Source organism: Microbulbifer weihaiensis, assembly GCF_048323715.1.
Lineage (GTDB): Bacteria > Pseudomonadota > Gammaproteobacteria > Pseudomonadales > Cellvibrionaceae > Microbulbifer.
Window position 1 is genome coordinate 309673 of sequence record NZ_JBLWFL010000004.1, and the last position, 26592, is coordinate 336264.

The window sequence follows — 26592 nt, forward strand, 5'->3', positions numbered from 1 at the left end:
CCGCCACAAAACCATCTACAGGTCCCAAAAGCCAGCTCACTACGTGCCTAAAAATGATTATTTCACGGCGTCGAACAACCAAGGCGCCTCGTCGCGACGCTTCGCTTCATACGCGCGAATATCGTCCGCATCTTCCAGCGTCAGGCCGATATCATCGAAACCATTCAACAGGCAGTACTTGCGGAATTCATCAACCTCAAACGCGATGGTTTCGCCATTGGGCTTCACAACCACCTGCTCTTCGAGATCAATGGTCAGCTCGTACCCTTCCTCGGCATACATTTCCTGGAACAGCTGCTCGACAACTTCTTCTTCCAGCACAATCGGCAACAGACCATTCTTGAAGCAGTTGTTGAAGAAAATGTCGGCGAAGCTCGGCGCAATCACCGCGCGGAAGCCGTAGTCATCCAGGGCCCAGGGCGCGTGCTCACGGCTCGAACCGCAACCAAAGTTCTTGCGAGCCAACAGAACCGAAGCCCCCTGATAACGCGGATGGTTCAGTGGAAACTCTGGATTGATCGGACGGTTACTGCAATCCTGGCCCGGCTGCCCCTCGTCAAGATAACGAAGCTCGTCAAACAGATTCGGACCAAAACCGCTACGCTTGATCGACTTCAAAAACTGCTTCGGGATAATCAGATCCGTATCCACATTGGCGCGATCCATGGGAGCGGCCACGCCTTTATGCTGAGTAAAAGCTTTCATCAAACCGCCTCCTTCTGCATTTCACGCACATCAACAAAGTGACCGGCAATCGCCGCAGCGGCCGCCATACTCGGGCTCACCAGGTGCGTGCGCCCACCGTAGCCCTGACGCCCCTCGAAATTCCGGTTGGACGTGGAAGCGCAGTGCTCGCCCGGGCCCAGCTTGTCTGCGTTCATCGCCAGGCACATGGAGCAGGACGGTTCGCGCCATTCGAACCCAGCTTCTATAAATACCTTATCCAGCCCTTCCTTCTCTGCCTGCGCCTTGACAGACTGAGAGCCGGGCACGATCAGCACCTGCTTGACGCTTGCGGCTTTTTTGCGCCCCTTGGCCACTGCCGCCGCTGCGCGCAGGTCTTCAATGCGGGAGTTGGTGCAGGAGCCAATAAACACGCGATCGAGTTGGATGTCGGTGATCTTCTGGCCCGCTTCCAGGCCCATATACTCCAGCGCCCGCTCGATACCCGCTTTGCGGGTCGCGTCGCTTTCTGCGGCCGGATCCGGCACCAGTGCGCTAATCGGCGCAACCATTTCCGGGGACGTGCCCCAGCTCACCTGCGGCTCGATTTCTTCACCACGCAGCTCAACGATTGCGTCGAAATGCGCACCGTCGTCAGAGTGCAGGCGGCTCCAGTTTGCGACCGCCATTTCCCACTGATCGCCTTTCGGTGCGTAGGGCTTGCCTTTCACGTAGTCCAGTGTGACCTGGTCAACCGCAACCATGCCCGCACGGGCACCGGCTTCAATCGCCATGTTGCACACGGTCATGCGGCCTTCCATCGACAGGTTGCGAATCACCTCGCCACCGAACTCGATCGCGTAGCCGGTACCGCCGGCCGTGCCGATCTTGCCGATGATCGCCAACACCACGTCTTTCGCGGTCACGCCCGCACCGAGCTTACCGTCCACGCGCACCAGCATGTTCTTCATTTTTTTCTGGATCAGGCACTGGGTGGCCATGACGTGCTCCACCTCGGAGGTGCCGATACCGTGAGCCAGTGCACCCAGGGCGCCGTGGGTAGAGGTATGGGAGTCACCGCACACCACGGTCATGCCCGGCAGCGTGACACCGGTTTCCGGACCGATCACATGCACAATGCCCTGGCCCGGATCGTTGATACCGAACTCGACGATGCCGAAATCCTTGCAGTTCTCATCCAGGGTCTGCACCTGGATACGGGAAACCTCGTCCTGGATACCTGCAATACCACCCGCGCGCTCCGCAGCGTCGGACGGCACATTGTGATCCGGTGTGGCTACCACTGAATCGGTACGCCACGGCTTGCGGCCAGCCAGGCGCAGGCCTTCAAAGGCCTGGGGCGAAGTGACTTCGTGAATAAGGTGGCGATCAATGTAAATCAGTGCGGTGCCGTCTTCGCGGCTCTTGACCAAATGATCTTCCCAGAGCTTGTCGTAAAGCGTTTGCTTTTTATTATCTTGCTGGCCCATTTGCCCCATCTCCTCTATGGATAACATGCCGGAGTCTAGGGGGGGCATTGAATAACATCAATTTATATTTATTATATGGCGCATTAGGTTTTGGAATACGAAGTTCCCAAGCCTCCAGATAACGACCCTGGGCCCCAGAGCCCGTCCATCGAGGCACGATCACACCATGGAAATCCAGTGGCTAAAGGCCTTTCTCGCCATATCGGAACAGGGCTCGGTATCGGAAGCGGCGGAACAGCTGCACCTGACCCAGCCAGCGGTGAGCAAGCGCCTCGCCTCCCTCGAACAGCAACTGGGCACCCCGCTGTTTGATCGCATCGGCCGGCGCCTGCAGCTCACCAATGCCGGCAAGGCCCTGCTGCCCCGCGCCCGCCACATCCTCAATGAAGTCAGCGATGCCGAGCGCGAATTGCGAAGCCTCGGAGATACCATCGGCGGCAGCCTGCGCATCGCCACCAGCCACCACGTCGGTCTGCACCATCTGCCACCGGTGCTGCGCGAATTCAGCAACCGCTACCCCGACGTGGCGCTCGATATCGATTTTGTCGACTCCGAGCAGGCCTATGAGGCGCTCATGGCCGGGGAATACGAACTTGCCGTGGTCACGCTCGCGCTCAAGGATTACCCCAGTCTCAATGCCCAGATCATCTGGCCCGACCCCTGTGTGGTGGTCGCCGCGCCGGATCACCCGCTGGCACAGATGCCGGAGCTGGACCTGCCAGCCCTGGCCCGATACCCCGCGATCCTTCCGGATCTGAACACCTACACCGGGCGGCTGATCAAGCGGGAGTTTGATGCGCACGGCCTGAAGCTGACTGCAAAGCTCGCCACCAACTTCCTCGAAACCATCAAGATGATGGCCGGTGTCGGTCTCGGCTGGAGCGTACTGCCCAAGACCCTGGTGGATGAAACATTGGCCGAGCTACCCATGCCGCAACTCAGCATTGTGCGCAATCTCGGCATCATTTATCACCGCAACCGCACCCTGAGCAACGCCGCCAATGCCCTGCAACAGCTGCTGATCAGGGAGGCGCACGGGCTTTAGGGATTCAAAGTGAGGAAAATGTAGCCAGGCAAGATAAAGAGTTCCCAAAATCGCCAACGGATAGGCGAAACGATGTCAAAAAGCTGTACACTTCGCCGCAGAATTCAACGGGAGAACCTCTAATGAAAAAAATTACCCTCGCGATCTGCGCCGCCCTGGCTTCTGTCAGCGCCAGCGCTGACACCATCCTCGGCTTCGATGCGACCGCTGGTGTTTGGAAACCGTCATACAGCGGCGAGCTGAATAACGTCATTGATACCGACAACTTTGAAGAAAACAACCACACCTTTCTTCAGGCCGCCCTCGAACACCCGATCCCCCTGATCCCGAATATCATGCTCGCCCACAGCGCCATCGAGTCGGACACTGGTCTCACCAGCGGCAGCACCCTGGATCTGACGCATACCGATGCGACGCTCTACTACGAAATCCTGGATAACTGGGTAAACCTGGACATCGGCCTGACTGCGCGCCAGTACGACGGCTCCCTGGGTCTGGAGATCCTGAACACCTCCGAAGCGGTGGAATTCTCCGGCGTACTGCCCATGGTTTACGGCATGGCTCGATTCGATCTGCCTTTCACCGGCTGGTCCATCATCGCCCAGGGCAATGGCACCGGCTACAAGGGTGACAGCCACACCGACCTCACCGCCAAAGTACGCTGGGACTTCGTACCTGCCGCCGACTTTGCCATCGAGGCCGGCTACCGCGTGATGAGCCTGGACGTGCAGGAACTGGACGATCTGCAACCAGACCTGGAAATCAAGGGCCCCTACCTGGGTCTGAGCCTGCACCTGTAATCAGATTGCTAGAGGCCAATAAATAAGGCGGAGCGCTAACGCGTTCCGCCTTTTTTGTTTGTGAACCATAGCGAGCCCACAAGCACACTCCGATCGGTACTACTTACCGACTGCGCCCCTACTGGGTGACTTCGACCAGCATCGTTTCACCATCCCCCGTCGCCTTGATATGCAGCCGCTTGGAAACACCATTGGCGGCCACTGTCAGATGGCTTTCTCCTTCATGGGCAATGGAAATCCTAACCTGGCCATTCTCTGCCGGGGTCACCTGCACCATCTCGGGATCGGACGCGGTCCACTCAGGCTTGATCAGTATTTTGCGTTTGTTGTCGCCCAGGCCTTGCGCGCGCAGGTCAAGGGTATATTCAGCGCCCGCCTGCCTGGTGCCGGTAAATTTCTCGGGAGAAACCCAGCGGTCCCCCATATAGACACCGCGGGTCAAGCGTTCATCCAGCTTAAACAGGACTTCAATATCGATCAAAGCGGCATTGGGGTCGTACTTCGCCAAAGCCTTGGCCTTCTCAAACTGTTCCGCCCGATACGCAGCCTGCTTGAGCCGCAGCTCACGCTGAAACGCCTGCATCGCAGCCTGTTGCTCGCTGTCCGTCAATTGGAGATCGCCGCCCGACAGCGCATCTTCGAGCCCGCGCGTGTAGCTCTCCACATCGACCTCAATCGATTCACTGCGCAGCTTTTTACCCAAGGCCACCCCCAGCGCATAGCTGCGCCGCTCTTCCGGGTCTTCGATCCCACCGGCCCACGCAATCGACTGCCCAAGAAAAACCGCGCTAATCGCGGCGAGCAATACTGACGTCCTTGTCATGTTCATTACTGATATCTCCTACCCGCCTCATCGCGGACTTGCATAAAACGATTGATATGGTTTATTCAACCCGCGGCAGTCGCTACCGGTTACAGGTGTTTCACGATGGTCGACCGGGCCCTGCGCTCCTTCAGCCAGGCCTGCACGACATTTTTTCTCGCCGTCTGCAGTGCAATACGCTCAACGTCTTGCCTGACCTCATGAAACTCGGGCGCAGCCATTACCCTCCGCTCCTCCAGTTTGACCAGCAGAAAGTCCGAGCCGCGCTGGATCGGGCCAAACACCTGTCCGACATCAAGGGAACTCACGATACCTCTCATTACCGCAGGCAAGCGCTGGTGATTGACCCAACCAACGTCCCCTCCTTGTGCGGCCCGACTACCCTGGGAATAGCGCTTTGCCAGCTCGCTAAACGGCTCTCCGGACTGCAACAGTTGCGCGAGACGTTGTGCAATTGCGCGCTGGGACACAGCGATCAGGCTGAGTCGCACATCCCCGGCTTCGCTCCAAAGTTGCTGGTTTTTCTCATAAAATTTTCTGAGCACGGCTTCCTCAACCTGCACATTTTCTTCCAGCTGCAGTTTTACCTTGTTCGCCAGCAAGTCGGCTCGCAGGCTGTCAAATAATTCGGGTTCCGTAAGTCCCTGCGACTGTATCCAGGCACCGAACTGTTCCAAGTCATTAAATTGATGGCGAAGCGCGATCACCGCTTTGTCCACCTCACGTTCGTCCACCTTTAGCGAACGGGTCTTCGCTTCCTGTAGAAAAAGTTGCATATTGATCAGCTCATCGATGGCAAATTCATCCAGGGAAAGTTTTCCCGACTTGCCATGCTTCACCGACGATTGAAATTTTTCCCACAATGCAGGATTTGCCTTCATACGCTCAAACACTTTGCGGCTTATTGCATCCCCATTGACTTCGGCGATGCTGTCCGCAGCCGGTTTGGCTCTATTTTGTGAATCGCAGGCTGTATTGAACATCACGATAATTAGCAAACTGCTCAGCGCTAATACCTTTACCCACAGATAACCGTCCTTTTCCATGTTTCCCTCAAACTTAAGGCCCTGCGCTCCAATCGGAGCGCAGGGTATGCCATGGTTTGATTAACGACAGAAGTGGCTAATTTCTGTTGTGCAGTTGGCAGCCGGATTGTTGGTTACCCCCAAAAATCCTGGTACTGGCGTTGCCTTACCGCCGGCGCCAACCGCTGGAATCTGCCGGAAACACTCCCCGGTAGAACCCGCAGCGGGACAAGGAACACCAGACTGGTTCACCAATTGTTCACGACCTCCTGTATTCTCCGGCGCAGCACCGTCGATCGGCACAAAGATCTCCGGATGGTCAAAGGGCGCACGCTCGTACTTCACGCGCGGGTCGGTCAATGAAAGCAGGAATTTCACCAGTGCCACTTTGGCATCCTCCGGCGTTGCGTACTCCGGTGTGATCGGGTGATCGGTATCCGGCATCGCGTCATAGCGGTACACCGTATCCGGCAAGGCATCGGCAAAATATCCTTGCAGGAAACCAAAATTGATCAGCGCGTCGAAGTCTCCATCAATGGCATTGGTACGGCCAAACGAGAAGGATTGCCGCATCAAATCGTTGATGTTCGGGTCTCGACTCTCAGCGTTGGTCAACGGGAAGTCACCGCCTCGCATATAGAAGTCCACCACCTGGCGAAGGGTGAGGTAGCTTCCGGTATGGAAATACGGGCCAGTCAGCTCGACATTCCGCAGCGGCGGTGCCTTGAAACCACCGTCGCGAAGTACGCGGTTGGGTACCGGCCAGGTACCGTGAACGGGGAAGTCCATATTTCCGGCGACGCCTGACTGGTTTGTCGGGCAAACCCGATCGCTGCTATCGCCAGGCCCCCAACCAAAGTTGGGCGGACCGGAGCCAAATAGTGCGGGATCGTAACGACCACAATGAAGGTCGGCCCCAAACAGTACCTCAGGGAACTCAATACCGGGACCACCATTGGGAGGCGTCAGGGTGTTTGGTGCCATACCCGCCATTTCATCGATCTGCGGGTGCAATTCCCCTGCCGGTAACCCATGAATCCAAGGGACCATGTACTCGGGCAGTTGAGGATCGCTCGGTGAACGTTCGAAGCCGGGGTTAATCGACTGCAGGGTGTGCGTTGTGCCCGGGAACATCGCACCATCCCCGGTTTCTTCAAAGGTCGCTTCCAGATTGAAAGGATCGAAGTTCGCCATTACGCAGCTGTCAAAAGATGTATCGCAAGGTTCATAGGTTTGCCCACCGATGTTTTTCAGTGTCAGCGCTGCGAGAGACAGAGGCCAACCGAAGGGATCGTCACCACCACGACCAATGTCTTCTGACGTCGGACGCAGGCCGATGTTATAGACACCCTGGTCGCCAAACGCGAAGTTGCTCGGCTGCGCAACCACTCGGTCGTCCCACGGCGTTGCCGGATCATCGAAGGTGGCGAAATTCCTAGGTTCTACCTCGACTGCATCCTGTGCAGCTCCCTCGGTAATTTCTTCCGACAGGATCAAGCCGCCCACAGCCTTGAAGGTTCCGGAGGGCTCAGGTGCGGGCAACAGCCCATCGAGGAAGATCGCAACCGCATTGCTGTCTGCTACCTGGGGTGGCGTGGGAAATTCAAACTCCGCATCATTCTTCAGCAACCCGTGAGCCACGTTAATGCTGTGGTCTGTTTGCTCCGCGCCGAGGTGACACAGCATGCATTTGGCACTGCGGGTAAATGGGTTAGAGCCCACCGCGACCTGCAGTTCCTGGCCGCCCTCGGTGGTGATGGTATGGATCGGGTTTCGCGCATGGCCCGCGGGCAGTGCCGCAGTGAGATTCGCTCCAGCAAAAATATCGAATCCATACAGCTCATCTGGGCCAAAGCCATCGTACTCTGGAGTGGAGGGATCATCAGGAATCAGTACCAACTCACCGGTAGTGGGCACTGCCACCGAACCGTTGATCTGCCCGTCATCCATCAGGTCCGGCACCAGCGTCGGGAACAGCACAGCCTGGTCACCCGGCTCACCCACACCATGCCCGGCAAACGGGTTAGCGTCGAAGAAACGATCCGCCGGTGAATCATCTGGAATCGTCAATGATTCGTAGGCCTGCACCGCCAAACCGAAGAACAGACTGAGGTTCGCTTCCATCTGTGTGAATTGGTTGGTGTCAGCCGGGTCTGCTGCCGCATCGGCGACAACCGTCAGGCAATAGGCATCGAACGGGTCATCACACTCGGCGCCGGCAAGATGCGCAGAAGTCACTTCCCAAAACTCGGGAGTAAAGGCAATTTCAATCAACTCCGGATAGGTCACGCATAATCCGGGCTTGTCGATTGCCGTTGGGCGACCCAGCTCATCACAAATGCTGCCGCCCTGGTTGGAGAATGGTCCCAGACGGCTGTCATCCACCGCAACCAGCTGGTTTGCCAGTGGCGTCACTCCGTCCTGCAACAGTTTCTTGGCGATCTTGGGCCAGTTCCTGCCGAGAAAAGCCATTTCGAATTCACTGAGGGGCGGTCCCATCGCCTGGGAACCGAGACTGGAAAACTTGATGCGCACCGGTTGCACCGCCGCTTCCGGATCCTCTTCCGCCAGCTCATCATTGATATGGCCGTTAGTTGCACCAACCAGCTCGCCATCCTCGGCGATGAAAATATGGAATTGTGGATCGGACGGGCCGAATACACTGCCGCCATTAAAGTTAAAGCGCGCGCGACCATCCCAGAAGTTATCAAAATTAAACGCGGCGCCGTGGAAGGTCGGGGTATTTCGTGGCTCAACCCTTCTCAGCCCATCAAACACGGCAACGGGGTCCGGCATCGGCGTTCCGTCATCGGGTAACAGTGCCTGCACGCCATTGAATGCATCACTGAAACCAGATGCACCCAGAACAATATCATTGAAGAGCTTAAATTCGCTCACCCCCATTGAGGACATCACATCATTCGAGTCACTGATAACGATGGCTGGATCAGTACCATCACCGACCACATCTGGATTGACTCTCTTGTGGAAGGGAAAGTCACTGGCCTGAACATCTTCGTTGGGTCCCCGGAACTCCAATGCCATATCGCCGGCATTGACCCCGGGGTTCAACTGGTTACGCGTGCGGCTATCAACCCCCGCGTGGAAGTGGCAGCTGCCACAGGCCTGTACGCCGTCACTACCCACCTGCATGTCCCAGAACAGGGACTTACCCAACACCTCAGCGGCAAGCCGCCCGACATGTTCCTGCAACGGCTCGGGAACCCCCGCCACATCAGCCTCTTCGCGGAAGAAGTCCTCTTCATTGATCGGCGCTTCCAGCTCGGTGAGAGGTTCGCCATCTTCATCGAGTAATTGCCCCAGACTATTCACCGCCGAAATCGCCACAACAGTTCTATGGGGAGGAATGCGGCTATCTGCAAAGTTTCCCTCAAAGCCCAGATTTCGACGAACACCACGCCCATTCGGATTGGAAACAACCAGAGAACCATCAGGCGCCTCATCACAGGGCCCACCAAAGCGATAGGGATGTTCGCTTACAGGCTCTGCCAGCGGGCAGGCTACCAGAGCGCCAATGATGCTGCGGAGCTCGGTCGGAGCATTAAATTCATCAGTAGCAACCGTTTCGTCGGGATCGAACATTGGCCCCGGTAAATCCCAGCTGATTTCCCCATCGGACGTGCGCAGTCGTAGCGGCTGACCGGTGAGAAAGTTGTAATCTAGCGGCCATACGTTCAATGGCGGCATGGTGACCCCGAAGCCTGGGCGACGCTCCACAGGCTCATAAGGATTTTCGAGCATCTGGTACAGCTCTTTCCACAGGGGCGCCTGCTTGAGCGACCCTGCGGGGCTCAGTTCAATCTCGATTTCAACGGGAAGCTCCATCGGTGTTACGGGCGTTTGCAACGTTTCCCCGGGCTCTGCTGGCGAGGGCTTACTCGCCAACGCGAGAACAACAGCCACCCCCGCGTAAATACCTGACAGGCCCACCGACCTGATTGTGATTGCCATATTTCGGACCTCATCCTTGACCTGCAATTACACAAAATGGTTATAAAAAACCCAAAATGCTTACGAAAGGTTAGAAGAGATGGAAAGGAGAAAAAGCGATTGGCGTGTGGGAAACGCCAAAAAGGGGGGAATAAGCGTGAGGCCGCCAGAAATTTATAACTGGTGTCTTTGAGCGCAGCTAGTGGAACTGACCACCGACAAATCTGGCGGCACCACGCTCTTCCAGAAAGGTGGAGCGGTGCCGCAAGATCAGAGAATCTTGCGCCCGAAAAGTTAGAGTGCAGGCACCGAGGGAATGACGTCACCATTCTGGGCACGCTGGCGCATGACGTGATCAATCAAAACAAGTGCCATCATCGCTTCGGCAATCGGCGTTGCGCGAATCCCCACACAAGGGTCGTGACGTCCCTTGGTCACCACCTCGATCGGGTTACCCTGTTTGTCGATACTACGGCCTGGAATCCGCAGGCTCGAGGTCGGCTTCAGCGCGATATGCGCGATCAGTTCCTGCCCACTGGAAATACCACCCAGCACGCCGCCGGCGTTGTTGGACTGGAAGCCTTCCGGGGTAATCTCATCCCGATGCTCCGTGCCCTTCTGCTCCACACAGGCAAAACCAGCACCAATCTCCACACCCTTGACCGCATTGATGCTCATCAGCGCGTGGGCAAGGTCCGCATCCAAGCGATCAAAGATCGGCTCGCCGAGGCCCGCAGGCACACCGCTGGCGTGCACCGAGATGCGCGCACCAATGGAGTTACCCTCCTTGATCAGCGCCTGCATGTACTCCTCCATCTCCGGCACCTTATCGGCATCGGGACAGAAGAACGGGTTCTGGTCCACCTGCGACCAGTCCAGCTTGTCGACCTTGATTGGTCCGAGCTGGGACAGGTAACCGCGCACCTCGATACCGAACTGTTGCTTCAACCACTTCTTGGCGATAGCACCGGCGGCTACCCGCATCGCGGTCTCCCGCGCAGAGGAGCGCCCGCCACCGCGGTAATCGCGCAGGCCATATTTGGCCCAGTAGGTGTAGTCGGCGTGGGCCGGGCGAATCTGCTCGGCGATATTGGCGTAGTCTTTGGAGCGCTGGTCGGTGTTTTCGATCAGCAGGCCGATGGGTGTGCCGGTGGTCTTGCCCTCGAACACGCCGGACAGAATTTTGACTTCGTCCGCCTCGCGGCGCTGCGTGGTGTAGCGGGAAGTGCCCGGCTTGCGGCGATCCAGCTCCAGCTGGATCTCCTCGGCGGAAATCTCCAGCCCGGGCGGGCAACCGTCGACGATACAGCCCAGCGCCGGGCCGTGACTCTCGCCAAAAGTGGTGACGCAAAACAGCTTGCCAAATGTGTTGCCCGACATACCCGGTATTCCCTACCTCTAGTGAATTATTCGCGGAAAGCCGGCCATTATAGAGGATTCCGTCTTGTACCGGGCGCTCAATTGGTCACACAAGAAACTACTTCGCGCGCTCGACTTTAACCTCTGCTGGACCTGCAAAGGTGACGATGGCGGGTGGGGGCTTGTGCAACCTTCACCCGCAGCGGCACCGCCAATGCGCTGCCCATAGGGGGAAGATGCTACCCCTCCGCACCCGCCTCAAAAAAAGGACGACAGGCGAGCAGGTCTTCGCGGGTGAGAATAAAGACACCGTGGCCCCCGTCTTCCAGCTCCGGCCACATAAACGGTACCTGCTGGAAAGCCTCCTCGAGCGCTTCCCAACTATTACCCACTTCACACACCAGGATACCTTCCGGCTGCAGGTGATCGGCCGCCTCCAGCAGCAGGCGGCGGGTGAAATCGAGGCCGTCATCACCGGAGCCCAGCGCAAGTCCCGGCTCTGCGTGGTACTCCGGCGGCATCTCGGCCAGATCGCGCGCGTCCACGTAGGGCGGGTTGCTCACGATGAGGTCGTAGCTGCAGCCCTTGAGCCCCTCAAACAGGTCCGACTGCACCGCGCGCACCTGTTCGTTCAGGTGATGGCGGTTGATATTGATCTGCGCCACCTCGATTGCATCTGCGGAGATATCACTGACATCCACGCGCGCGTCCACAAAAGTCTCGGCACAGGCAATGCCGATGCAGCCGCTACCGCAGCACAGGTCCAGCACTGCCAGGGGCTCCTGCTGTAACCAGGGCTCAAACCCCTGGCGGATCAGCTCGCCAATGGGCGAACGCGGCACCAGGACCCGCTCGTCCACATAGAATGGCAGGTCGCAGAACCACGCCTCATTGGTGAGGTACGGCGACGGCAGGCGCTCGTCCACGCGCCGCTCCAGCAGCGCCATCACTTCGCGGCGCTCATCCATGGTCAAGCGGGCGCTGAGGATCTCCGGTTTGCTGTCTACCGGCAGGTGCAGCGCGTGAGTGACCAGCAAGACGGCCTCATCCCAGGCGTTGTCGGTACCGTGACCAAACCACAGTTTTGCTTCAGTGAAGCGACTGGCGCCCCAGCGGATGTAATCCAGCACTGTGCACAATTCGTGCAAACTGGACTCCCGTTTCTCTATCATTGGCGATATTCCTTAAATTTTGGCGCTTTACTAGCGTGCCACAAAGGCTTAGGGTAGCGCACCCTCTGGATCCCCGGATCGGGTTCCTGGACATGGCTGCCCCACCGCCATCCTCGGCTATAAGGTGTGGTGATCGAACGCCCGTGTTTCTGCGTACAAGGCTTTACAGGCCACGCGCATCAGCTCGGGCGAGACGTTGGAAGCATACTGATGAAAGAACATTACGCACACATCCTCGAGGCCATCGGCGAAGACCTAGAGCGCCCGGGCCTGAAAGACACTCCCCTGCGCGCCGCCAAGGCCATGCAATACCTGACCCGCGGCTACCAGCAAACCGTGGAAGAGGTGGTCAACGATGCGCTGTTTCCGTCTGACTGCAGCGAAATGGTGCTGGTCAAAGACATCGAGCTTTACTCCCTGTGCGAACACCACATGCTGCCGTTTATCGGCAAAGCGCACGTGGCTTACATTCCCGATGGCAAAGTACTGGGCCTGTCGAAAGTGGCGCGCATTGTAGACATGTTTGCCCGCCGTTTGCAGATCCAGGAACAGCTGACCGTGGAAATTGCAAAAACCATCGAGCAGGTAACCGGTGCCGCCGGCGTTGGCGTGATCATCGAAGCGAAGCACATGTGCATGATGATGCGCGGTGTGGAGAAGCAGAATTCCGTGATGAAGACCTCCGCCATGCTCGGATCCTTCCGCAGCCAGCAGGCCACCCGCAACGAGTTCCTTTCCCTCATCCGTTGATCCCCTGTCGCCGCGGCGGCTCACTGCCGCGGCACCAGTGCCAAAAACAGCAGTAAGGAGAGCCCGCAGATGCCACACCTGGTTATCGAATACTCGCAACAGCTGGAAGAAACTCTTTCTATCGCCAACCTGGTCAGCAACGGCCACCAGGCGATGTGCGATACCGGGCTCTTTACCCCGAGCGCGATCAAATCCCGCGCCCTGCCCTACCGGGAGTTTGTACTCGGTGACAGCCGCGACAGCGGTGCCGGTGCATTTATCCACGCGGAAGTCAGAATTCTGGAAGGACGCACCACCGAGCAGAAAGAAGCCCTCAGCGCCGCGATTTTCACTGCGCTGTGTGAAGCGGCACCGGAAGTGGCGGAAGTTTCGGTAGAAGTGCGGGATATGGAAAAAGCGAGCTACTCCAAGCGACTGCCGTTCTAGCCCCTGTCGCCGCGGTGGTTCCTTGCCGCGGCATCACTGTCAAAAACACACATCAAAACACCGGCAGAGCCTACTCTTCCCCTGAAATCAGGAAAGGCCTGAACCACTCGGCAATTGCGTCGGCGCTCTCTTCCATATGCAGGTGGTGCCCACCGGGAAACTCCCGGATCTCGATATTGGCGCACTTCTCGGCAACCGGCCGCACCCGCGTGATCATATCCTGGATACCGGACTTCCCCAGTGCCAACCGGATTGGCATGGTGGCTCGTGCAAGAAACGCCTCCACCTGGGCACTGTTCAGCTTGGCCAGGGAGCTCGCCAGCAACTGCGGATCGTTGCTCCAGGTGTAACCGCCCTCGCAACTGCGCACGCCCCGCTCCACCAGGCGCTGGGCCGCGTCGTCGGAGAGCTTGAACAGTCCGTTCTTGCGCGCAGCCACTGCAATTTCCAGCGAGGCAAATACCTTGGCCTGACGGTTTCTATAGCGCGCTCGCTGCTCAATGCCGTTGCGTAATATCTCTGGCGCTTCACTGTCTGCGGCCGGTGGCGGCACCAGGCCATCGATCAGTGCCAGACGCTTTACCCGCTCGGGAAAGGTCGCGGCGGCAATCATGGAAATAACCGCGCCGCGCGAGTGAGACAGCATGGAAAAACGCTCCCAGCCCAACGCGTCTGCCATTTCAATGACATCCTCAATTTCGCCCCAGATGTTGTAATTGGCTTCCGCGTGCCGGTGATAGCTCTGGCCGTGTCCGGCGAGATCCACGGCGACCAGGTTCAGCTCAGGCAACAGCGGCGCCAGCCGGTCAAAGCTTGCGCAATTATCCAACCAGCCGTGCAGAGCCAGCACCGGTATCCCCTGTGGATTACCCCACTGGCGGGCAGCGATTCGGTTACCGGAGAGGTCGAGGGAAATTTCCCGGGGAACAGAGAGATTATTCACGCACATGGATACGGCGAAGAGGTAGTGAATGGACGCTCAATGCTGACAGCGCCGAATCTGGACGCCAATGGCCGCAAGCGCCAGCGGAACTGATCAATTCGCTTCCGCGCGGCAGCCAGTGGCGACCTTGACCGGCGCTGATCAGGACAACGGCTGCGGCTTGTGCTGCAGCCATTGCAGCTCCGCACAATCGGTAGCCCAGACGTCGGCCTCCAGACACGCCAGCGACGAGGTGCCCATCGGGTGCTCGTTGCCGGTACCGCAGAGCCCGTTTACCAGACTGCCAACCAGTGGCTGGTGGCTGACCAGTAACAGGGGGAAACGCTCTTCCCCCACTTCGCCGAGCGCATCCAGCAAGACCTGCAATGGAGTGTCGCTGGTCAGGTTCTCGTTGATTTCCACTTCCAGGCCGAAGGTTTCGGCGACAATCTTCGCCGTCTGCCGGGTGCGGACAAATGGACTGGCCCAGAGCGTTTTTACCTGTGCCAGCTCGGAAGCACGCTCCTTGCAGACCGCCGCCACATCCTCGCGCCCCTGATCGGTCAACGCCCGGGTTTCGTCACTTTTACTAAAGGGCTCGGCCTTACCATGTCGCAGGACAAATAACAGCACGCGCTACTCCGCTTTCAACCAGGATAAGTTTCAATCTCGGGGCCAATTATTTGTCGTTGGTGCTCTGTTCCGGGGCATCTTCCGCATCGGCCTCGCCGGCTTTTGCTGTACTGTCTGTAGATACCTTGCTGCTCTTGGCTTTCTTTGCCGGTGCCTTTTCGTTCGCGTCGTCCGCGGGCGTATCTTCCGAGGGGGCGCCCTTTGCGCTGCCCTTGTCCGCTTTCACTGACTCCGGCTTGGTATCGGCCTTGGTATCGGCCTTGGAATCGGCCTTGGAATCGGCCTTGGTATCGGCCTTGGGCTCGGGCGCGGTATCCACTGCCGATTTTGCTGCAGGTTCGTCAGTAACATCACTGGCCCCCAGCTCAATGACGTCGCTGGTTTCCGCCTCGTCCGCAACCTCGATATCAGACTCGGTCACTTCCTCGAATTCCGCGATCACTTCGCCATCCACCTCTTCCGCACTTTCGTAGGCGGACAGGTCATCCACTTCAGACTCCGGCCACTCGGCAAACGGAAATGGCTTTTCCTCAGTGTTGTAAATGAGAAATTGCAGGGTCTGGTATATATACGTCGCCAGCTGATCCCCAAGGCGACGAAGGTTGTCGTTGGCGGCACCGGTAATAATGTTGAACAGGAATTGGGCAATAACCACCGCCAGCATGACAAAGCCGGCGATTTCCAGCAGTACCGCGAACAGCACCATGTACACCAACCGAACCCATTGATTGGTGGAAGTAAGATTCTGTTTCAATTCTTCGTTGCTCATGAACTTATCCCTAATTATTGGCAGCGGACGGGCGGGGAAACGCCGGCTTTCCGGCCGGCGTTCGGACTTGAACTATAGCATTGCAGTTTTTCAATCTTCCGGCCATTCGGCAAACGGAAATGGCTTTTCTTCCGTGTTGTAAATCAGGAACTGCAGTACCTGATAAATATAGGAAGCAATCTGGCTGCCAAGCTGGCGCAGGTTTTCATTGGGGCTTCCGGAAATGATCGCGAACAGGAATTGCAATACGACGGTCGCAAGCATGACCACGCCGGCCACTTCCAGGAGGATTACAAACAGCACCATAAAGAGCAGGCGCAGCCAGTGATCCGGAGAAGTCAGATTGTGCTTGATGGCTTCGTTATTCATTGTTTGATTCCAATCAAAATGAGCGGGTTACCCGGCCGTGACCGATTGTCACGGCTTGGCGGAGTAAGCTACATCGAACGTCTGCGCCCCGGACATCAGCTCGCGGATGACCGTAGGGATCGCGGTACCTTCAAATAATATGGCGTGAATTGCGGAAACCAAGGGCATGTAGACATTGAGTTCATCGGCCTTGGCCTTGATCAGGCGCACAGTGTTCACACCCTCTGCCACCTGGCCAATTTCAGCTACTGCATCTTCCAGCTTCTTGCCCTTGCCCACCAGGTAGCCCACCCGGTAGTTGCGGCTGAGATCAGAGGAACAGGTAAGAATCAGGTCACCGACACCGGCGAGCCCGATAAAGGTCATCGGGTCGGCCCCCATGGCCTCCGCAAAACGCATCATTTCTGCCAGCGCGCGGGTAATCAGCAGGCTGGTCGTGTTTTGTCCGCGGCCGAGCGCCACCGCCATACCGGTGACAATGGCGTAAATGTTTTTCAACGCGCCGGCCAGCTCAACCCCGAACACATCATTGCTGGAGTAGACCCGGAATGTCTCGGAGTGCAGAACCTTCTGGATGGTCTCGCACAGGTCGGAATGTTCACTGGCGATCACCGTCGCCGTGTAGTGGCCCGCCACAATTTCCTTGGCGAAGTTTGGCCCACTGAGCACCCCCACGCGCATGCCTTCGGTCTCCTCCCGCAGGATGTCGCTCATCAGGTGGAAACAGTCGTGCTCGATACCCTTGGTCAGGGAAATCAGGATGGTTCCCGGAGCCAGTATCGGCGCGGCGCGGCGCACAACTTCACGGAATGACTTACTGGGGATGGCGACAAATACGATCTGGCAGCCTGCAACGGCCTTCTCCAGGTCGCTGGTCACCTGCAGCCCGGGATGCAGTTCGACACCGGGCAGGTAATAGGCGTTTTCCCGGTTCGCCATACACGCTGCCGCGCGCTCCGGGTCACGCATCCACTGCCGGGTGTCGTGGCCGTTTCCGGCAACAATGTTGGCGATAGCCGTACCGAAGCTGCCGCCACCGAGAATGGCAATGGATTTCACGGAATCAGGATTGCTGGAAGTAGCGTCACTCTGGGTCATAAAACATCTTTGTCTGAGAAGTTGGGCCGATTATACGGGGCTGCAGCAGCCAGCCCAATGGCACCAGAGGTTTCTTCATGGTTTTTGCCAAGATCACCGACAAATACCGTGAAATAACCACCAAATCGCGCAATAAAGAACCAACAAACTATAGTGCAGACAGCGCGATTCACGCGGCAAAAAACGGGCTTTCAATTCAACGGGAACGATATATCGGCCGGGATCCAGCCGCGAGGGAGGGTGATGCGGGCCCCGGAAATACCGGGGCCCGACAGGCATAACTGCCCGCTTAGCGGTTCAGTTCCAGCAGCAGGGTGTTGAGACGGCGCACATAGTCCGCCGGATCCGCCAGCTGATTGCCGGCCGCCAGATTGGCCTGATCCATCAGGATGTTGGTCAGGTCCGCAAAACGGTCTTCATCCTGTTCCTGGTCCAGACGCTGTACCAGCGGGTGGCTTGGGTTCAGTTCAAAGATCGGCTTGGACTCCGGCAGCTTCTGGCCGGCCTGCTCCAGGATACGGCGCATCTGCATGCCCATATCGTTGTCGCTGGCCACCAGACACGCAGGGGAATCCACCAGGCGGGTGGTTGCGCGCACATCTTCCACGCGCTCGCTCAACACTTCCTTGACGCGCTCGACCAGGGCACCAGCCTCTTTCTCGACCTTTTCGCGCTCGGCCTTGTCATCTTCATTCTCGGCATCGCCCAGATCCAGCGCACCCTTGGCTACATCCTGGAACTGCTTGCCGTCAAAGTCCTGCATGTGGCCAACGAACCACTCGTCCACCTGGTCGGTGAGCAGCAGCACCTCGATACCCTTCTTGCGGAACACTTCCAGGTACGGGGAAGACTTGGCCGTGGCGAAGTTGTCAGCGCACACGTAGTAGATGTGCTTCTGGCCGTCCTTCATGCGGGCTACGTAGTCTTCCAGGGACTGATCCTGCTTGTCGGTGTCGGTGTGGGTGGTGGAGAAGCGCAGCAGCTTGGCCACTTTTTCCCGGTTGGCGAAATCTTCCGCCGGCCCCTCTTTCATGACAGAACCGAACAGGTTCCAGAACTTCTGGTACTCGTCGCCATCCTTTTTCGCCAGCTTGTCGAGCATATCCAGCACACGCTTGGTCAGCGCGCTCTTGATCGCATCGGTGTTCTGGTCCTTCTGCAGGATCTCGCGGGACACGTTCAGCGGCAGGTCGTTGGAGTCGAGCACGCCCTTCACGAAACGCAGGTACAGCGGCAGGAACTGCTCGGCGTCATCCATGATGAAGGTGCGCTGTACGTACAGCTTCAGGCCGCGGGCGGCGTCGCGCTGATACAGGTCAAACGGCGCGCGGGCGGGAATGTACAACAGGCTGGTGTAATCCAGCTTGCCTTCCACCTTGTTGTGGCTCCAGGTAAGCGGATCGTCGAAATCGTGGGAAATGTGCTTGTAGAACTCCTTGTACTCCTCGGATTTCACTTCGGAGCGCGGGCGGGTCCACAGTGCCTGGGCGGCGTTTACCGCTTCAAATTCCGGCGCCTTGTCGGCCTGGTCTTCACCCTCTACGGCCGAGGGCATTTCTTCCTTCAGCATCTCCACCGGAATGGCGATGTGGTCGGAGTACTTCTTGATGATGGAGCGCAGGCGCCAGCCATCGGCATATTCTTTGGCATCGTCTTTCAGGTGCAGCACGACGCGGGTACCGCGGGTCGGCCACTCGATGTTTTCCACGGAGTACTCCGCTTCACCGCTGCACTCCCAGTGCACACCCTGGCTGGCGTCGGCACCGGCGCGGCGGGTGAACACGTCCACTTTGTCGGCAATGATAAACGCGGAGTAGAAACCAACCCCGAACTGGCCGATCAGGTGCGCGTCCTTTTTCTGGTCCCCGGTGAGGTTCTGCATGAAGTTCGCGGTGCCGGAACGGGCGATGGTGCCCAGGTTCTCGATCACCTCATCGCGGCTCATGCCAATACCGTTATCGGTGATGCTGAGGGTACCGGCATCTTTATCAAACTCGATGCGGATACGCAGGTCCGGGTCTTCCGCCAGCAGCTCGGGCTTGGACAGCGCCTCGAAACGCAACTTGTCTGCAGCGTCGGATGCGTTGGAAACCAGCTCGCGTAGGAAGATCTCCTTGTTGGAGTACAGCGAGTGGATCATCAGGTGCAGCAGCTGCTTGGCCTCTGTCTGGAACCCGTGGCTTTCTTTATGCGCCTCAACAGTCATGGATCAGTTCTCCCCTACTTAAAACATCGATCAGTCAGCCAATATTGGGCCTGCTGAAAGCAATTCAAGCGATGGACGCATTTTGGCGAGAAATTGGCGAACAACAGCACCGATATCAGCAGCGGCGGGGAGATTACGGGGAAAGATTGCACTGGGCCGGTCAGGGCTCAGGAGAGAGGAAGAACGGGTGGCGGCAGGCTATCCAAGCCGGTGCCGCCCGGGCGACGGCTACTTCTTGGCCGCCGCCATTGCCTGAACCAGGGCACCCTTGCCGATGATGTCGGCGATAAAGTTCGCGGTGAGATCCGAAATCACCCGGGACTCCGCATTCATCAGGATGACAATGCCAACCTTGCGCTTCTCCGAGTAGGCCACCGCGGCGCGGAACCCGGCCACCCAGCCGCCGTGGAAAATGATCCGGTCATCCCCCACCGAGTAGAGCCGCCAGCCCAGGCCGTAACCGGCGTGGTCGATATAATCCCGCCAGATCCGGTGGCGCATGTGGCGCTGGGTCTCGACCCGTTCGGTGGTCATATCGCGGATGACCTCCGGCGACAGCACTTCCGGGTAAGCCCCCATCTGCGCCTTCAGCCACTGCGCCATATCGCTGATGCTGGCATTGACCCCGGCAGCGGGAGCCGCCAGGTAGTATTCCTTTTCCACCTTGACCGGGCGCCAGCCGCGGCCAGTCTGCACATGCGGCGCCGCGCGGTTGCTGGCCGCCATAAAGCTTTCCCACCCGAGGGAAGCATCGTCCATCGCCAGCGGGGTAAAGAAGCGGTCTTTCAGCTGGCGGCTGTAGGGCACGCCGGTCGCCTTCTGGATCACCTCTTCGATCAGGCTGAACAGCACGTTCTGGTAGCCATAGCACTTGCCCGGCTTGCAGTGGGGATCAATGGAAGAAAACATCGGCAGGATCTTCGACACCGGCCGGTTGTCTTCCAGATAGTTGTCGTAGGCGTTCGGGGTCAGCCCCGAGGAGTGGCTGAGCAGGTGCTGTACCTGCAATTGCATGGAAAGCGCGGGGGTCTTGAAGCTGAGTTCAGGCACATAGCGCACCACCTTGTCTGCCCAGCTGAACTTCTGCTCGTGCTCGAGTACTGTGGCAGCGCTCGCGGCAAACGTCTTGGAAACCGAGGCCAAACGGAACACCGTGTGGGTGGTCACCGGCTCCTTCTTACCCTGCATGCGAACACCATAGGTGTTCATGGCAACCACCTGATCCCGGTCGACGATCACATAGGCCGCACCGGGGATATCCTGCTGTTTCAGCAGCTGGCGAAAATAGCGGTCGAACTCCTTCGCGCTGACTTCAACGCTCTTGGCAACCGTCTTGCCCGCCTCACGGACACTCTTGTCTGCACGGCCACCGTCCGCCCACGCAGTCGCAGCACCGGCAATCACAAAAAGCGCCAAGCCGCATGCGAAGGAATGAGCCAGTCGCTGACTCAAAGACCGGCGGGCACCCGAATGAGCGCGTACCGGTGAGCTTTGAATTGCTTTGCTAATTTCCATTGTGCCGTACTACAGACTGCCGCGGCAGCGCTTGTTGAAACCTGTATTAAGACTAGCAGCCCCGGCAAAAATTCAGAGAAACGGAAATTTTTACCGTGCGCGGCGGCATTGTAATAAAACCGGAACAAATGCGCACTTTCGAGTGAACCCCGTGCACAAATCGCCCTGACCCAGCACTTTTTGGCACAAAAAAACCGCCTCTCGGCGGTTTTTTAGGCGAAGGTCACACGGCACGCCGTGCGACCCGAATTCGCGACAGGCTTACAGCTTGTCGGAGTTCTCGCTCAGGTAAGCAGCAACGCCTTCCGGAGAAGCGTTCATGCCTTTGTCACCTTCCTGCCAGCCAGCCGGGCAAACTTCACCGTGCTCCTGGTGGAACGCCAGCGCGTCAACCATGCGCAGCATTTCGTCAACGTTACGGCCCAGCGGCAGATCGTTAACAACCTGGTGACGTACAACACCTTCTTCGTCGATCAGGAAGGAACCACGGAAAGCAACACCGCCTTCGGACTCAACGTCGTAGGCCTGGCAGATTTCGTGCTTAACGTCAGCAACCAGGGTGTACTTGACCGGGCCGATGCCGCCATCGTTGATCGCGGTGTTACGCCATGCGTTGTGGGAGAACTGGGAGTCGATGGAAACACCGATTACCTCAACGCCACGCTTCTTGAACTCTTCGAAGCGGTGATCGAAGGCGATCAGCTCGGAAGGACATACGAAGGTGAAGTCCAGCGGGTAGAAGAAGATAACCGCTTTCTTGCCTTTGATGGCGTCAGCCAGGTTGTAGGAATCAACGATTTCGCCGCTGCCCAGTACAGCCGCAGCAGTAAAGTCCGGAGCGGGCTTGCCTACCAATACAGCCATGAGAACCTCCTCAATGAGATATTGAACTTGCTGTTAGAGTTGGATTGATCAATTTATAACCGATGGCTATAAATTTATTAAAGATCGATAGTGGCCGGCTATGATACACAGCGCCCCATAGCAGTCCCATTAATTTTTTATATAAAGGCAATAGCAGACGCCATCGCCGATACCTCCCTCACAAAACCTGCCGGTCAGGCTTTTCCCCTCCGCCCCTGCGGGAGCCCGCTAGACTAATAACTAACCAGTCAATGAAACTTATTGACACTCATTCTCATTACCAATAAGATCCACCCCACGTTACCAATTCGATTAATTTTGTGTCAGGGCAATCAGCGATGTACGTTTGTATCTGTAAAGGCATTACCGACAGCCAGATCAAAGAAGCCGTTTACGACGGTTCTACATCAGTTAAAGCTCTGCGCCGTCATCTCGGCGTCTCCTCCCAGTGTGGCCGCTGTGCCGAACTGACCCAGGAGATCATCGACGAGACCATGGCCGGTGGCGTGATGGCTACGGCCAACAGCGCACTGTTTTACTCCGCCTCCTGACCGGATCAGATTCCCTGCAGGTGCCAACCTTTCCCCCGGCACCTGCATCGCGCCCTTCCCTGCCTTCCCCCTGATCACCCCCATTAGCAAGCCCCCGCTAGCAAGTCGCCGCCACTGTTCTATCTTTAATGGCGTCCATCAATAACTCCGTCCCGATGTCGCGCCCGAGCACCTTGAAGAACCCATGAAACAGCAGCTGCTGCACCTGACGGAACGCCTGCGCGCCAGCTTCTGGCTGATACCGGCTGTGATGATGGGTGCCGCGATACTGCTGGCACTCGCCTTGCTGACCCTGGATCAGCGACTGCAAATCGATCACCTGCCCGGGTTCCGCTGGCTGGAACTGCGCGACCACGACAGCGCGCGGTCACTCCTCTCCACCATTGCCGGCAGCACGATTACCGTCGCCGGCACAGTGTTTTCCATCACCACGGTCGCCCTCACCCTCGCCGCCAACCAGTTCGGCCCCCACCTGGTACGCAACTTTATTCGCGACCGCGGCACACAGATTTCCCTGGGGATATTTCTCGCTACCTTTGTTTACGCACTGATGGTCATGCGCGGCATCGATGCGGGAAACAACAACGCCAAAAGCCAGAGCCTCGCGGTGAGCGCTGCCATCCTGCTCGCCCTGTTCTGCATCGCCTACCTGATCTACTTCATTCACAACGTGGCGCAATCCATTCAGGTGGACAACATCACCTTCCATATCAACCGGGAATTCCGCCACGCCCTCGAACTGATCTACCCCAACGAAGAAAGCCGCGACCCACGCAACCTGCGCATCCCCGAGCGCGAGCTCAACCTCGGGGACGATTGCCTGCGTGTGGCGACCAGGTGCGGCGGCTACGTCCAGTTGATCGACCGCGAAAAGCTGCTGCACTGGGCGACAGAAAACCGCTGCCGCGTGCGGCTGGAATGCCATCCGGGCACCTACCTCAATCACTGGAGCTGCATGGCGCGCATATTCGATCCACCTCGCGACCAGGATACCGAGGAAATTGGCGCGGCCATCCGCGACGCGGTCACGATCGGTTCACAGCCCACCGCGGAACAGGACATCATTTTCTCGATCCGCCAGCTGGCACAAATTGCGGTGCGCGCCCTGTCCCCCGGCGTGAACGATCCCTACACCGCCTATGCGTGTATCGACCGGCTGATCGATGGCATCGGCGTTGTGCTGCAACGCCCGCCCCTCCCCAACTGTTTCCACGATGACGAACAGCAACTGCGACTGGTCACCAGCGAATTGGATTTTGCCGACGTACTCGCCGCCGCGCTGGATGAAATTCGCGAGTACGGCAGCCAGAGTGCCGTGGTGATGCTGCATTTGCTGAATGCACTCAAGGATCTCGCTGACATCTGCACCCGCGACGAGGACAAGCGCGCACTGAAACACAGCCTCGATCGCCTGGCGGAAGACTGCGAAAACCTGATTAATGACAAGTACGATACCGCCGCCATCCAGCGAAGGATCACCGCGGTGCGCAACCGACTTATTTAAAGCTTTAACCGCAACCCGCAAACGCAAACCCGAAACAATCTAAACAGCAATTGTTCTCATTGCATTTTTCGGCTTCTTTCCCGTTAATTTTCGTGCTTTTTGCCCGCACATTTCCCGAGAATCCTTGCTTGACTTGCGATTTCCAGCGCCGCAAACTCACCTCGCCAATCTGCTGCGACCCTACAATTAGGGATATAAAAAGGGACGTCTGAAATTCGCGAGAGTTTTTTCGAGACGCCCGGCGCGCAACCCGAATTCAGTAATTAATAAAATGTCCCTCCAGGGCGAAAGGAGAAAGCAATGAAAGGCGATCCCAAGGTCATCGAACATCTGAACAAGGCACTGGGCAACGAGCTCATTGCCATCAACCAGTACTTCCTGCACTCGCGCATGTTCAAAGACTGGGGCCTGAAAGAATTGGCCGACAAGGAATACCACGAGTCCATCGACGAAATGAAACACGCCGACTGGCTCATCGAGCGCATCCTGTTTCTGGAAGGCATCCCCAACCTGCAGCACCTGGGCAAACTGCTGATCGGTGAAAACACCGAGGAAATGCTCAAGTGCGACCTGAAGCTGGAGCAACGCGCCATTCCGGATCTGCGTGACGGCATTGCCTACTGCGAATCCGTGCGCGATTACGGCAGCCGCGAGCTGCTGCAGAAAATCCTCGACTCGGAAGAAGAGCACGTAGACTGGCTGGAAACCCAGCTGAGCCTGATCGACAAGGTCGGCCTGCAGAACTACCTGCAGACGCAGATGGAAAAAGCCTCCGAGGAATAACCTCGGTTTATGCAGGGACTGCTTGCCGGCTCCTGCAAATTCCAGGCATAAAAAAACCGCGGCTATTGCCGCGGTTTTTTTATTTCAGCCTGAGACGGATTATTCGCCTTCGGCAGCGCTGCCGGCCGCTTCGTCGATCAGGGTCTTCAGCTCGCCGTTTTCATACATTTCCATGATGATGTCACAGCCACCGATCAGCTCGCCCTTCACCCACAGCTGCGGGAAGGTCGGCCAGTTGGCGTACTTGGGAAGCTCCGCACGGATATCCGGGTTAGCCAGAATGTCGACGTAGGCAAAGCGCTGGCCGCAGGCCATCAGCGCCTGGGACGCGCGCATGGAAAATCCACACTGGGGCGCGTTGGGGCTGCCTTTCATATAGAGCAGAATGTCGTTATCAGCGATCTGCTGCTTGATGTTCTCCAGAGTATCCATATTGGAAGCTAACCTCGGGTTGGAAAGTTTCCGGCGCGGGGCCTGTGCCTGCGCCGCTCAGTCACGGGAAAGCGCGCATTGTACCCGATTCACGAGTCCGCGCACGTCCCGCTAGTGTCGCACCACTTCTGTGCTAGTATTGCCGGCTTCCCGGGGAAATTGCGGTCAAGCGTCACCTGAGACGTATTTTCTGCGGTTTACTCCTTTCCTTGGCCCACCTATAGAGGAGATAGCAAGTGGCCACACCCGCACTGATGCAGAATTATGGCAACAGAACCCTGACCCTGGTTCGGGGCGAAGGCAACTACGTGTGGGACGACGCAGGCCGACGATATCTCGACGCGATCTCCGGTATCGCCGTGTGCGGCCTCGGCCACTGTCATCCAGCGGTCACCGAAGCGATTCAGGATCAGGCGCAGACCCTGCTGCACGTTTCCAACCTGTACAACATTCCGCCCCAGGAACAGCTGGCGGAAAAACTGGTTGGGCTGTCGGGCATGGACAATGTGTTCTTTTCCAATTCCGGAGCCGAAGCCAATGAGGCCGCGATAAAGCTGGCGCGCAAGCTCGGCAACGAGCGCGGCTACGCCTGCCCCAAAATTATCGTGACCGAAGGCGCGTTCCACGGTCGCACCCTGGCCACCCTCACCGCCACCGGCAATGCCAAAGTCCAGCAGGGTTTTGCGCCGCTGCCCGAAGGCTTCGTGCGGGTGCCCTACAACGATGTGGCCGCGATCGAAAAGCTCGCCGCCGAACACAGTGAAATCGTCGCTGTCATGCTGGAGCCGGTGCAGGGTGAAGGCGGTATCCGTGTCCCCGATGCCGATTACCTGCCGCGCCTGCGCGCGCTCTGCGACCAGCAGGACTGGCTGCTGATGCTGGATGAAATCCAGACCGCCAACGGCCGCAGTGGCAAACTGTTCGCCTACCAGCATGTGGACGGCCTGCTCCCCGACGTGGTCACCACCGCCAAGGGCCTGGGTAACGGCGTCCCCATCGGCGCCTGCCTGGCCCGCGGCAAAGCGGCGGAACTGTTCACCGCCGGCAGCCACGGCTCTACCTTTGGCGGCAACCCCCTGGCCTGCCGCGCCGGCTCTGCGGTACTGGAAACCCTGGAGCGCGAATCACTGATCGAGCGCGCGGCGCAACTGGGCGTGCAGCTGCTGGATCAACTGCAAAGTGAACTGGCCAACTGCGCCCACGTCACCGACATCCGCGGCCTCGGCCTGCTGGTCGGCATCGAACTGGATCGCCCCTGTGCCGAACTGGTAGAACAGGCCCGCGCCCGGGGCTTGCTGATTAATGTCACTGCAGGCAATGTAGTGCGCTTGCTGCCGCCGCTGACCCTGAGCGATGCGGAGTGCAGCCAACTCGCCACAACCGTGGCCGCGCTGGTGCGCGACTTTGCCCAACAGGCCGCCTGATTTACGGAGGAATAACCC

The 26592-nt window shown here is 58.0% G+C and carries 24 protein-coding genes; 8 read left to right on the forward strand and 16 right to left on the reverse strand.

Annotation, left to right across the window (positions count from 1 at the left end; genetic code table 11):
* Positions 1-57: 57 nt before the first annotated feature.
* Together leuD and leuC are read right to left on the reverse strand one after the other, a co-directional pair.
* Positions 58-705, reverse strand: coding sequence for a 3-isopropylmalate dehydratase small subunit (gene leuD, locus ACNKU7_RS05990; protein WP_418296058.1), 648 nt, complete (start codon positions 703-705; stop codon positions 58-60).
* The gene (leuC, locus tag ACNKU7_RS05995; protein ID WP_418296059.1) at positions 705-2153 is read right to left on the reverse strand and encodes a 3-isopropylmalate dehydratase large subunit; all 1449 of its coding nucleotides are present in this window, start codon (positions 2151-2153) and stop codon (positions 705-707) included. The genes leuD and leuC overlap by 1 nt, the downstream gene beginning before the upstream one ends.
* 166 nt (positions 2154-2319) lie before the next feature.
* Between leuC and ACNKU7_RS06000 the strand changes: the two genes are divergently transcribed.
* Together ACNKU7_RS06000 and ACNKU7_RS06005 are read left to right on the forward strand one after the other, a co-directional pair.
* Positions 2320-3198 (forward strand): LysR family transcriptional regulator, encoded by an 879-nt coding sequence (locus tag ACNKU7_RS06000; RefSeq protein WP_418296060.1) that lies wholly within the window; start codon positions 2320-2322, stop codon positions 3196-3198.
* A 122-nt stretch (positions 3199-3320) separates the two neighbouring features.
* On the forward strand, positions 3321-3998 hold the full coding sequence (locus tag ACNKU7_RS06005) for a TIGR04219 family outer membrane beta-barrel protein (RefSeq protein ID WP_418296061.1): 678 nt from the start codon (positions 3321-3323) through the stop codon (positions 3996-3998).
* Between the two features lie 118 nt (positions 3999-4116).
* On the opposite strand, the gene ACNKU7_RS06010 is transcribed toward ACNKU7_RS06005, so the two are convergent.
* The 5 genes from ACNKU7_RS06010 to prmB all read right to left on the reverse strand — a co-directional run bounded on the left by ACNKU7_RS06010 (position 4117) and on the right by prmB (position 12328).
* Positions 4117-4827 (reverse strand): FKBP-type peptidyl-prolyl cis-trans isomerase N-terminal domain-containing protein, encoded by a 711-nt coding sequence (locus ACNKU7_RS06010; protein ID WP_418296062.1) that lies wholly within the window; start codon positions 4825-4827, stop codon positions 4117-4119.
* 83 nt (positions 4828-4910) lie between these two features.
* The gene (locus ACNKU7_RS06015; RefSeq protein ID WP_418296063.1) at positions 4911-5867 is read right to left on the reverse strand and encodes a SurA N-terminal domain-containing protein; all 957 of its coding nucleotides are present in this window, start codon (positions 5865-5867) and stop codon (positions 4911-4913) included.
* Between the two features lie 60 nt (positions 5868-5927).
* Positions 5928-9818: a hypothetical protein gene (locus ACNKU7_RS06020; protein WP_418296064.1), complete on the reverse strand. Its 3891-nt coding sequence runs from the start codon at positions 9816-9818 to the stop codon at positions 5928-5930.
* Between the two features lie 273 nt (positions 9819-10091).
* Positions 10092-11177 carry a chorismate synthase gene (aroC, locus tag ACNKU7_RS06025; protein ID WP_418296065.1) on the reverse strand — a complete coding sequence of 362 codons (1086 nt, stop codon included), beginning with the start codon at positions 11175-11177 and terminating at the stop codon, positions 10092-10094.
* A gap of 218 nt (positions 11178-11395) precedes the next feature.
* On the reverse strand, positions 11396-12328 hold the full coding sequence (gene prmB, locus ACNKU7_RS06030) for a 50S ribosomal protein L3 N(5)-glutamine methyltransferase (RefSeq protein WP_418296066.1): 933 nt from the start codon (positions 12326-12328) through the stop codon (positions 11396-11398).
* A 210-nt stretch (positions 12329-12538) separates the two neighbouring features.
* Here prmB and folE point away from each other — a divergent pair, with 210 nt between their 5' ends.
* Both folE and ACNKU7_RS06040 read left to right on the forward strand, forming a co-directional pair.
* Positions 12539-13078, forward strand: coding sequence for a GTP cyclohydrolase I FolE (gene folE / locus ACNKU7_RS06035; RefSeq protein WP_418296067.1), 540 nt, complete (start codon positions 12539-12541; stop codon positions 13076-13078).
* Between the two features lie 69 nt (positions 13079-13147).
* On the forward strand, positions 13148-13504 hold the full coding sequence (locus tag ACNKU7_RS06040) for a 5-carboxymethyl-2-hydroxymuconate Delta-isomerase (RefSeq protein WP_418296068.1): 357 nt from the start codon (positions 13148-13150) through the stop codon (positions 13502-13504).
* A 70-nt stretch (positions 13505-13574) separates the two neighbouring features.
* Here ACNKU7_RS06040 and ACNKU7_RS06045 read toward each other — a convergent pair whose 3' ends face one another.
* The 8 genes from ACNKU7_RS06045 to ACNKU7_RS06080 all read right to left on the reverse strand — a co-directional run bounded on the left by ACNKU7_RS06045 (position 13575) and on the right by ACNKU7_RS06080 (position 21880).
* The gene (locus ACNKU7_RS06045) at positions 13575-14447 is read right to left on the reverse strand and encodes an alpha/beta fold hydrolase (RefSeq protein ID WP_418296069.1); all 873 of its coding nucleotides are present in this window, start codon (positions 14445-14447) and stop codon (positions 13575-13577) included.
* Between the two features lie 141 nt (positions 14448-14588).
* The gene (gene sixA, locus ACNKU7_RS06050; protein ID WP_418296070.1) at positions 14589-15059 is read right to left on the reverse strand and encodes a phosphohistidine phosphatase SixA; all 471 of its coding nucleotides are present in this window, start codon (positions 15057-15059) and stop codon (positions 14589-14591) included.
* Between the two features lie 46 nt (positions 15060-15105).
* Positions 15106-15828, reverse strand: coding sequence for a DUF4389 domain-containing protein (locus ACNKU7_RS06055; RefSeq protein ID WP_418296071.1), 723 nt, complete (start codon positions 15826-15828; stop codon positions 15106-15108).
* A 90-nt stretch (positions 15829-15918) separates the two neighbouring features.
* Entirely contained in the window at positions 15919-16197 is a 279-nt protein-coding gene (locus tag ACNKU7_RS06060) for a DUF4389 domain-containing protein (protein WP_418296072.1), read from the reverse strand.
* 48 nt (positions 16198-16245) lie between these two features.
* Positions 16246-17295, reverse strand: a complete 1050-nt coding sequence (locus ACNKU7_RS06065; RefSeq protein WP_418296073.1) for an NAD(P)H-dependent glycerol-3-phosphate dehydrogenase — start codon at positions 17293-17295, stop codon at positions 16246-16248.
* Between the two features lie 289 nt (positions 17296-17584).
* Positions 17585-19501, reverse strand: coding sequence for a molecular chaperone HtpG (htpG, locus tag ACNKU7_RS06070; protein ID WP_418296074.1), 1917 nt, complete (start codon positions 19499-19501; stop codon positions 17585-17587).
* Between the two features lie 228 nt (positions 19502-19729).
* Positions 19730-20905: a serine hydrolase domain-containing protein gene (locus tag ACNKU7_RS06075; protein WP_418296075.1), complete on the reverse strand. Its 1176-nt coding sequence runs from the start codon at positions 20903-20905 to the stop codon at positions 19730-19732.
* A 372-nt stretch (positions 20906-21277) separates the two neighbouring features.
* Positions 21278-21880: a peroxiredoxin gene (locus ACNKU7_RS06080; RefSeq protein WP_418296076.1), complete on the reverse strand. Its 603-nt coding sequence runs from the start codon at positions 21878-21880 to the stop codon at positions 21278-21280.
* 338 nt (positions 21881-22218) lie between these two features.
* Here ACNKU7_RS06080 and ACNKU7_RS06085 point away from each other — a divergent pair, with 338 nt between their 5' ends.
* The 3 genes from ACNKU7_RS06085 to bfr all read left to right on the forward strand — a co-directional run bounded on the left by ACNKU7_RS06085 (position 22219) and on the right by bfr (position 24718).
* A complete protein-coding gene (locus ACNKU7_RS06085) occupies positions 22219-22431 on the forward strand; it encodes a bacterioferritin-associated ferredoxin (RefSeq protein WP_105101504.1) in 213 nt (70 codons plus the stop codon).
* Between the two features lie 184 nt (positions 22432-22615).
* Positions 22616-23935: a DUF2254 domain-containing protein gene (locus tag ACNKU7_RS06090; RefSeq protein WP_418296077.1), complete on the forward strand. Its 1320-nt coding sequence runs from the start codon at positions 22616-22618 to the stop codon at positions 23933-23935.
* Between the two features lie 300 nt (positions 23936-24235).
* Positions 24236-24718 (forward strand): bacterioferritin, encoded by a 483-nt coding sequence (gene bfr / locus ACNKU7_RS06095; protein WP_418296078.1) that lies wholly within the window; start codon positions 24236-24238, stop codon positions 24716-24718.
* Between the two features lie 99 nt (positions 24719-24817).
* On the opposite strand, the gene grxD is transcribed toward bfr, so the two are convergent.
* Positions 24818-25150, reverse strand: coding sequence for a Grx4 family monothiol glutaredoxin (grxD, locus tag ACNKU7_RS06100; protein ID WP_418296079.1), 333 nt, complete (start codon positions 25148-25150; stop codon positions 24818-24820).
* A gap of 236 nt (positions 25151-25386) precedes the next feature.
* On the opposite strand from grxD, the gene ACNKU7_RS06105 reads away from it, so the two are divergent.
* Positions 25387-26574 carry an aspartate aminotransferase family protein gene (locus ACNKU7_RS06105; RefSeq protein WP_418296080.1) on the forward strand — a complete coding sequence of 396 codons (1188 nt, stop codon included), beginning with the start codon at positions 25387-25389 and terminating at the stop codon, positions 26572-26574.
* Positions 26575-26592: the final 18 nt, after the last annotated feature.

Bases quoted from the DNA above. Each gene is read 5' to 3' on its own strand.
- leuD (WP_418296058.1), bottom strand. From the start codon at position 705: ATGAAAGCTTTTACTCAGCATAAAGGCGTGGCCGCTCCCATGGATCGC.
- leuC (WP_418296059.1), bottom strand. From the start codon at position 2,153: ATGGGCCAGCAAGATAATAAAAAGCAAACGCTTTACGACAAGCTCTGG.
- ACNKU7_RS06000 (WP_418296060.1), top strand. From the start codon at position 2,320: ATGGAAATCCAGTGGCTAAAGGCCTTTCTCGCCATATCGGAACAGGGC.
- ACNKU7_RS06005 (WP_418296061.1), top strand. From the start codon at position 3,321: ATGAAAAAAATTACCCTCGCGATCTGCGCCGCCCTGGCTTCTGTCAGC.
- ACNKU7_RS06010 (WP_418296062.1), bottom strand. From the start codon at position 4,827: ATGAACATGACAAGGACGTCAGTATTGCTCGCCGCGATTAGCGCGGTT.
- ACNKU7_RS06015 (WP_418296063.1), bottom strand. From the start codon at position 5,867: ATGGAAAAGGACGGTTATCTGTGGGTAAAGGTATTAGCGCTGAGCAGT.
- ACNKU7_RS06020 (WP_418296064.1), bottom strand. From the start codon at position 9,818: ATGGCAATCACAATCAGGTCGGTGGGCCTGTCAGGTATTTACGCGGGG.
- aroC (WP_418296065.1), bottom strand. From the start codon at position 11,177: ATGTCGGGCAACACATTTGGCAAGCTGTTTTGCGTCACCACTTTTGGC.
- prmB (WP_418296066.1), bottom strand. From the start codon at position 12,328: ATGATAGAGAAACGGGAGTCCAGTTTGCACGAATTGTGCACAGTGCTG.
- folE (WP_418296067.1), top strand. From the start codon at position 12,539: ATGAAAGAACATTACGCACACATCCTCGAGGCCATCGGCGAAGACCTA.
- ACNKU7_RS06040 (WP_418296068.1), top strand. From the start codon at position 13,148: ATGCCACACCTGGTTATCGAATACTCGCAACAGCTGGAAGAAACTCTT.
- ACNKU7_RS06055 (WP_418296071.1), bottom strand. From the start codon at position 15,828: ATGAGCAACGAAGAATTGAAACAGAATCTTACTTCCACCAATCAATGG.
- ACNKU7_RS06060 (WP_418296072.1), bottom strand. From the start codon at position 16,197: ATGAATAACGAAGCCATCAAGCACAATCTGACTTCTCCGGATCACTGG.
- ACNKU7_RS06065 (WP_418296073.1), bottom strand. From the start codon at position 17,295: ATGACCCAGAGTGACGCTACTTCCAGCAATCCTGATTCCGTGAAATCC.
- htpG (WP_418296074.1), bottom strand. From the start codon at position 19,501: ATGACTGTTGAGGCGCATAAAGAAAGCCACGGGTTCCAGACAGAGGCC.
- ACNKU7_RS06080 (WP_418296076.1), bottom strand. From the start codon at position 21,880: ATGGCTGTATTGGTAGGCAAGCCCGCTCCGGACTTTACTGCTGCGGCT.
- ACNKU7_RS06085 (WP_105101504.1), top strand. From the start codon at position 22,219: ATGTACGTTTGTATCTGTAAAGGCATTACCGACAGCCAGATCAAAGAA.
- ACNKU7_RS06090 (WP_418296077.1), top strand. From the start codon at position 22,616: ATGAAACAGCAGCTGCTGCACCTGACGGAACGCCTGCGCGCCAGCTTC.
- bfr (WP_418296078.1), top strand. From the start codon at position 24,236: ATGAAAGGCGATCCCAAGGTCATCGAACATCTGAACAAGGCACTGGGC.
- grxD (WP_418296079.1), bottom strand. From the start codon at position 25,150: ATGGATACTCTGGAGAACATCAAGCAGCAGATCGCTGATAACGACATT.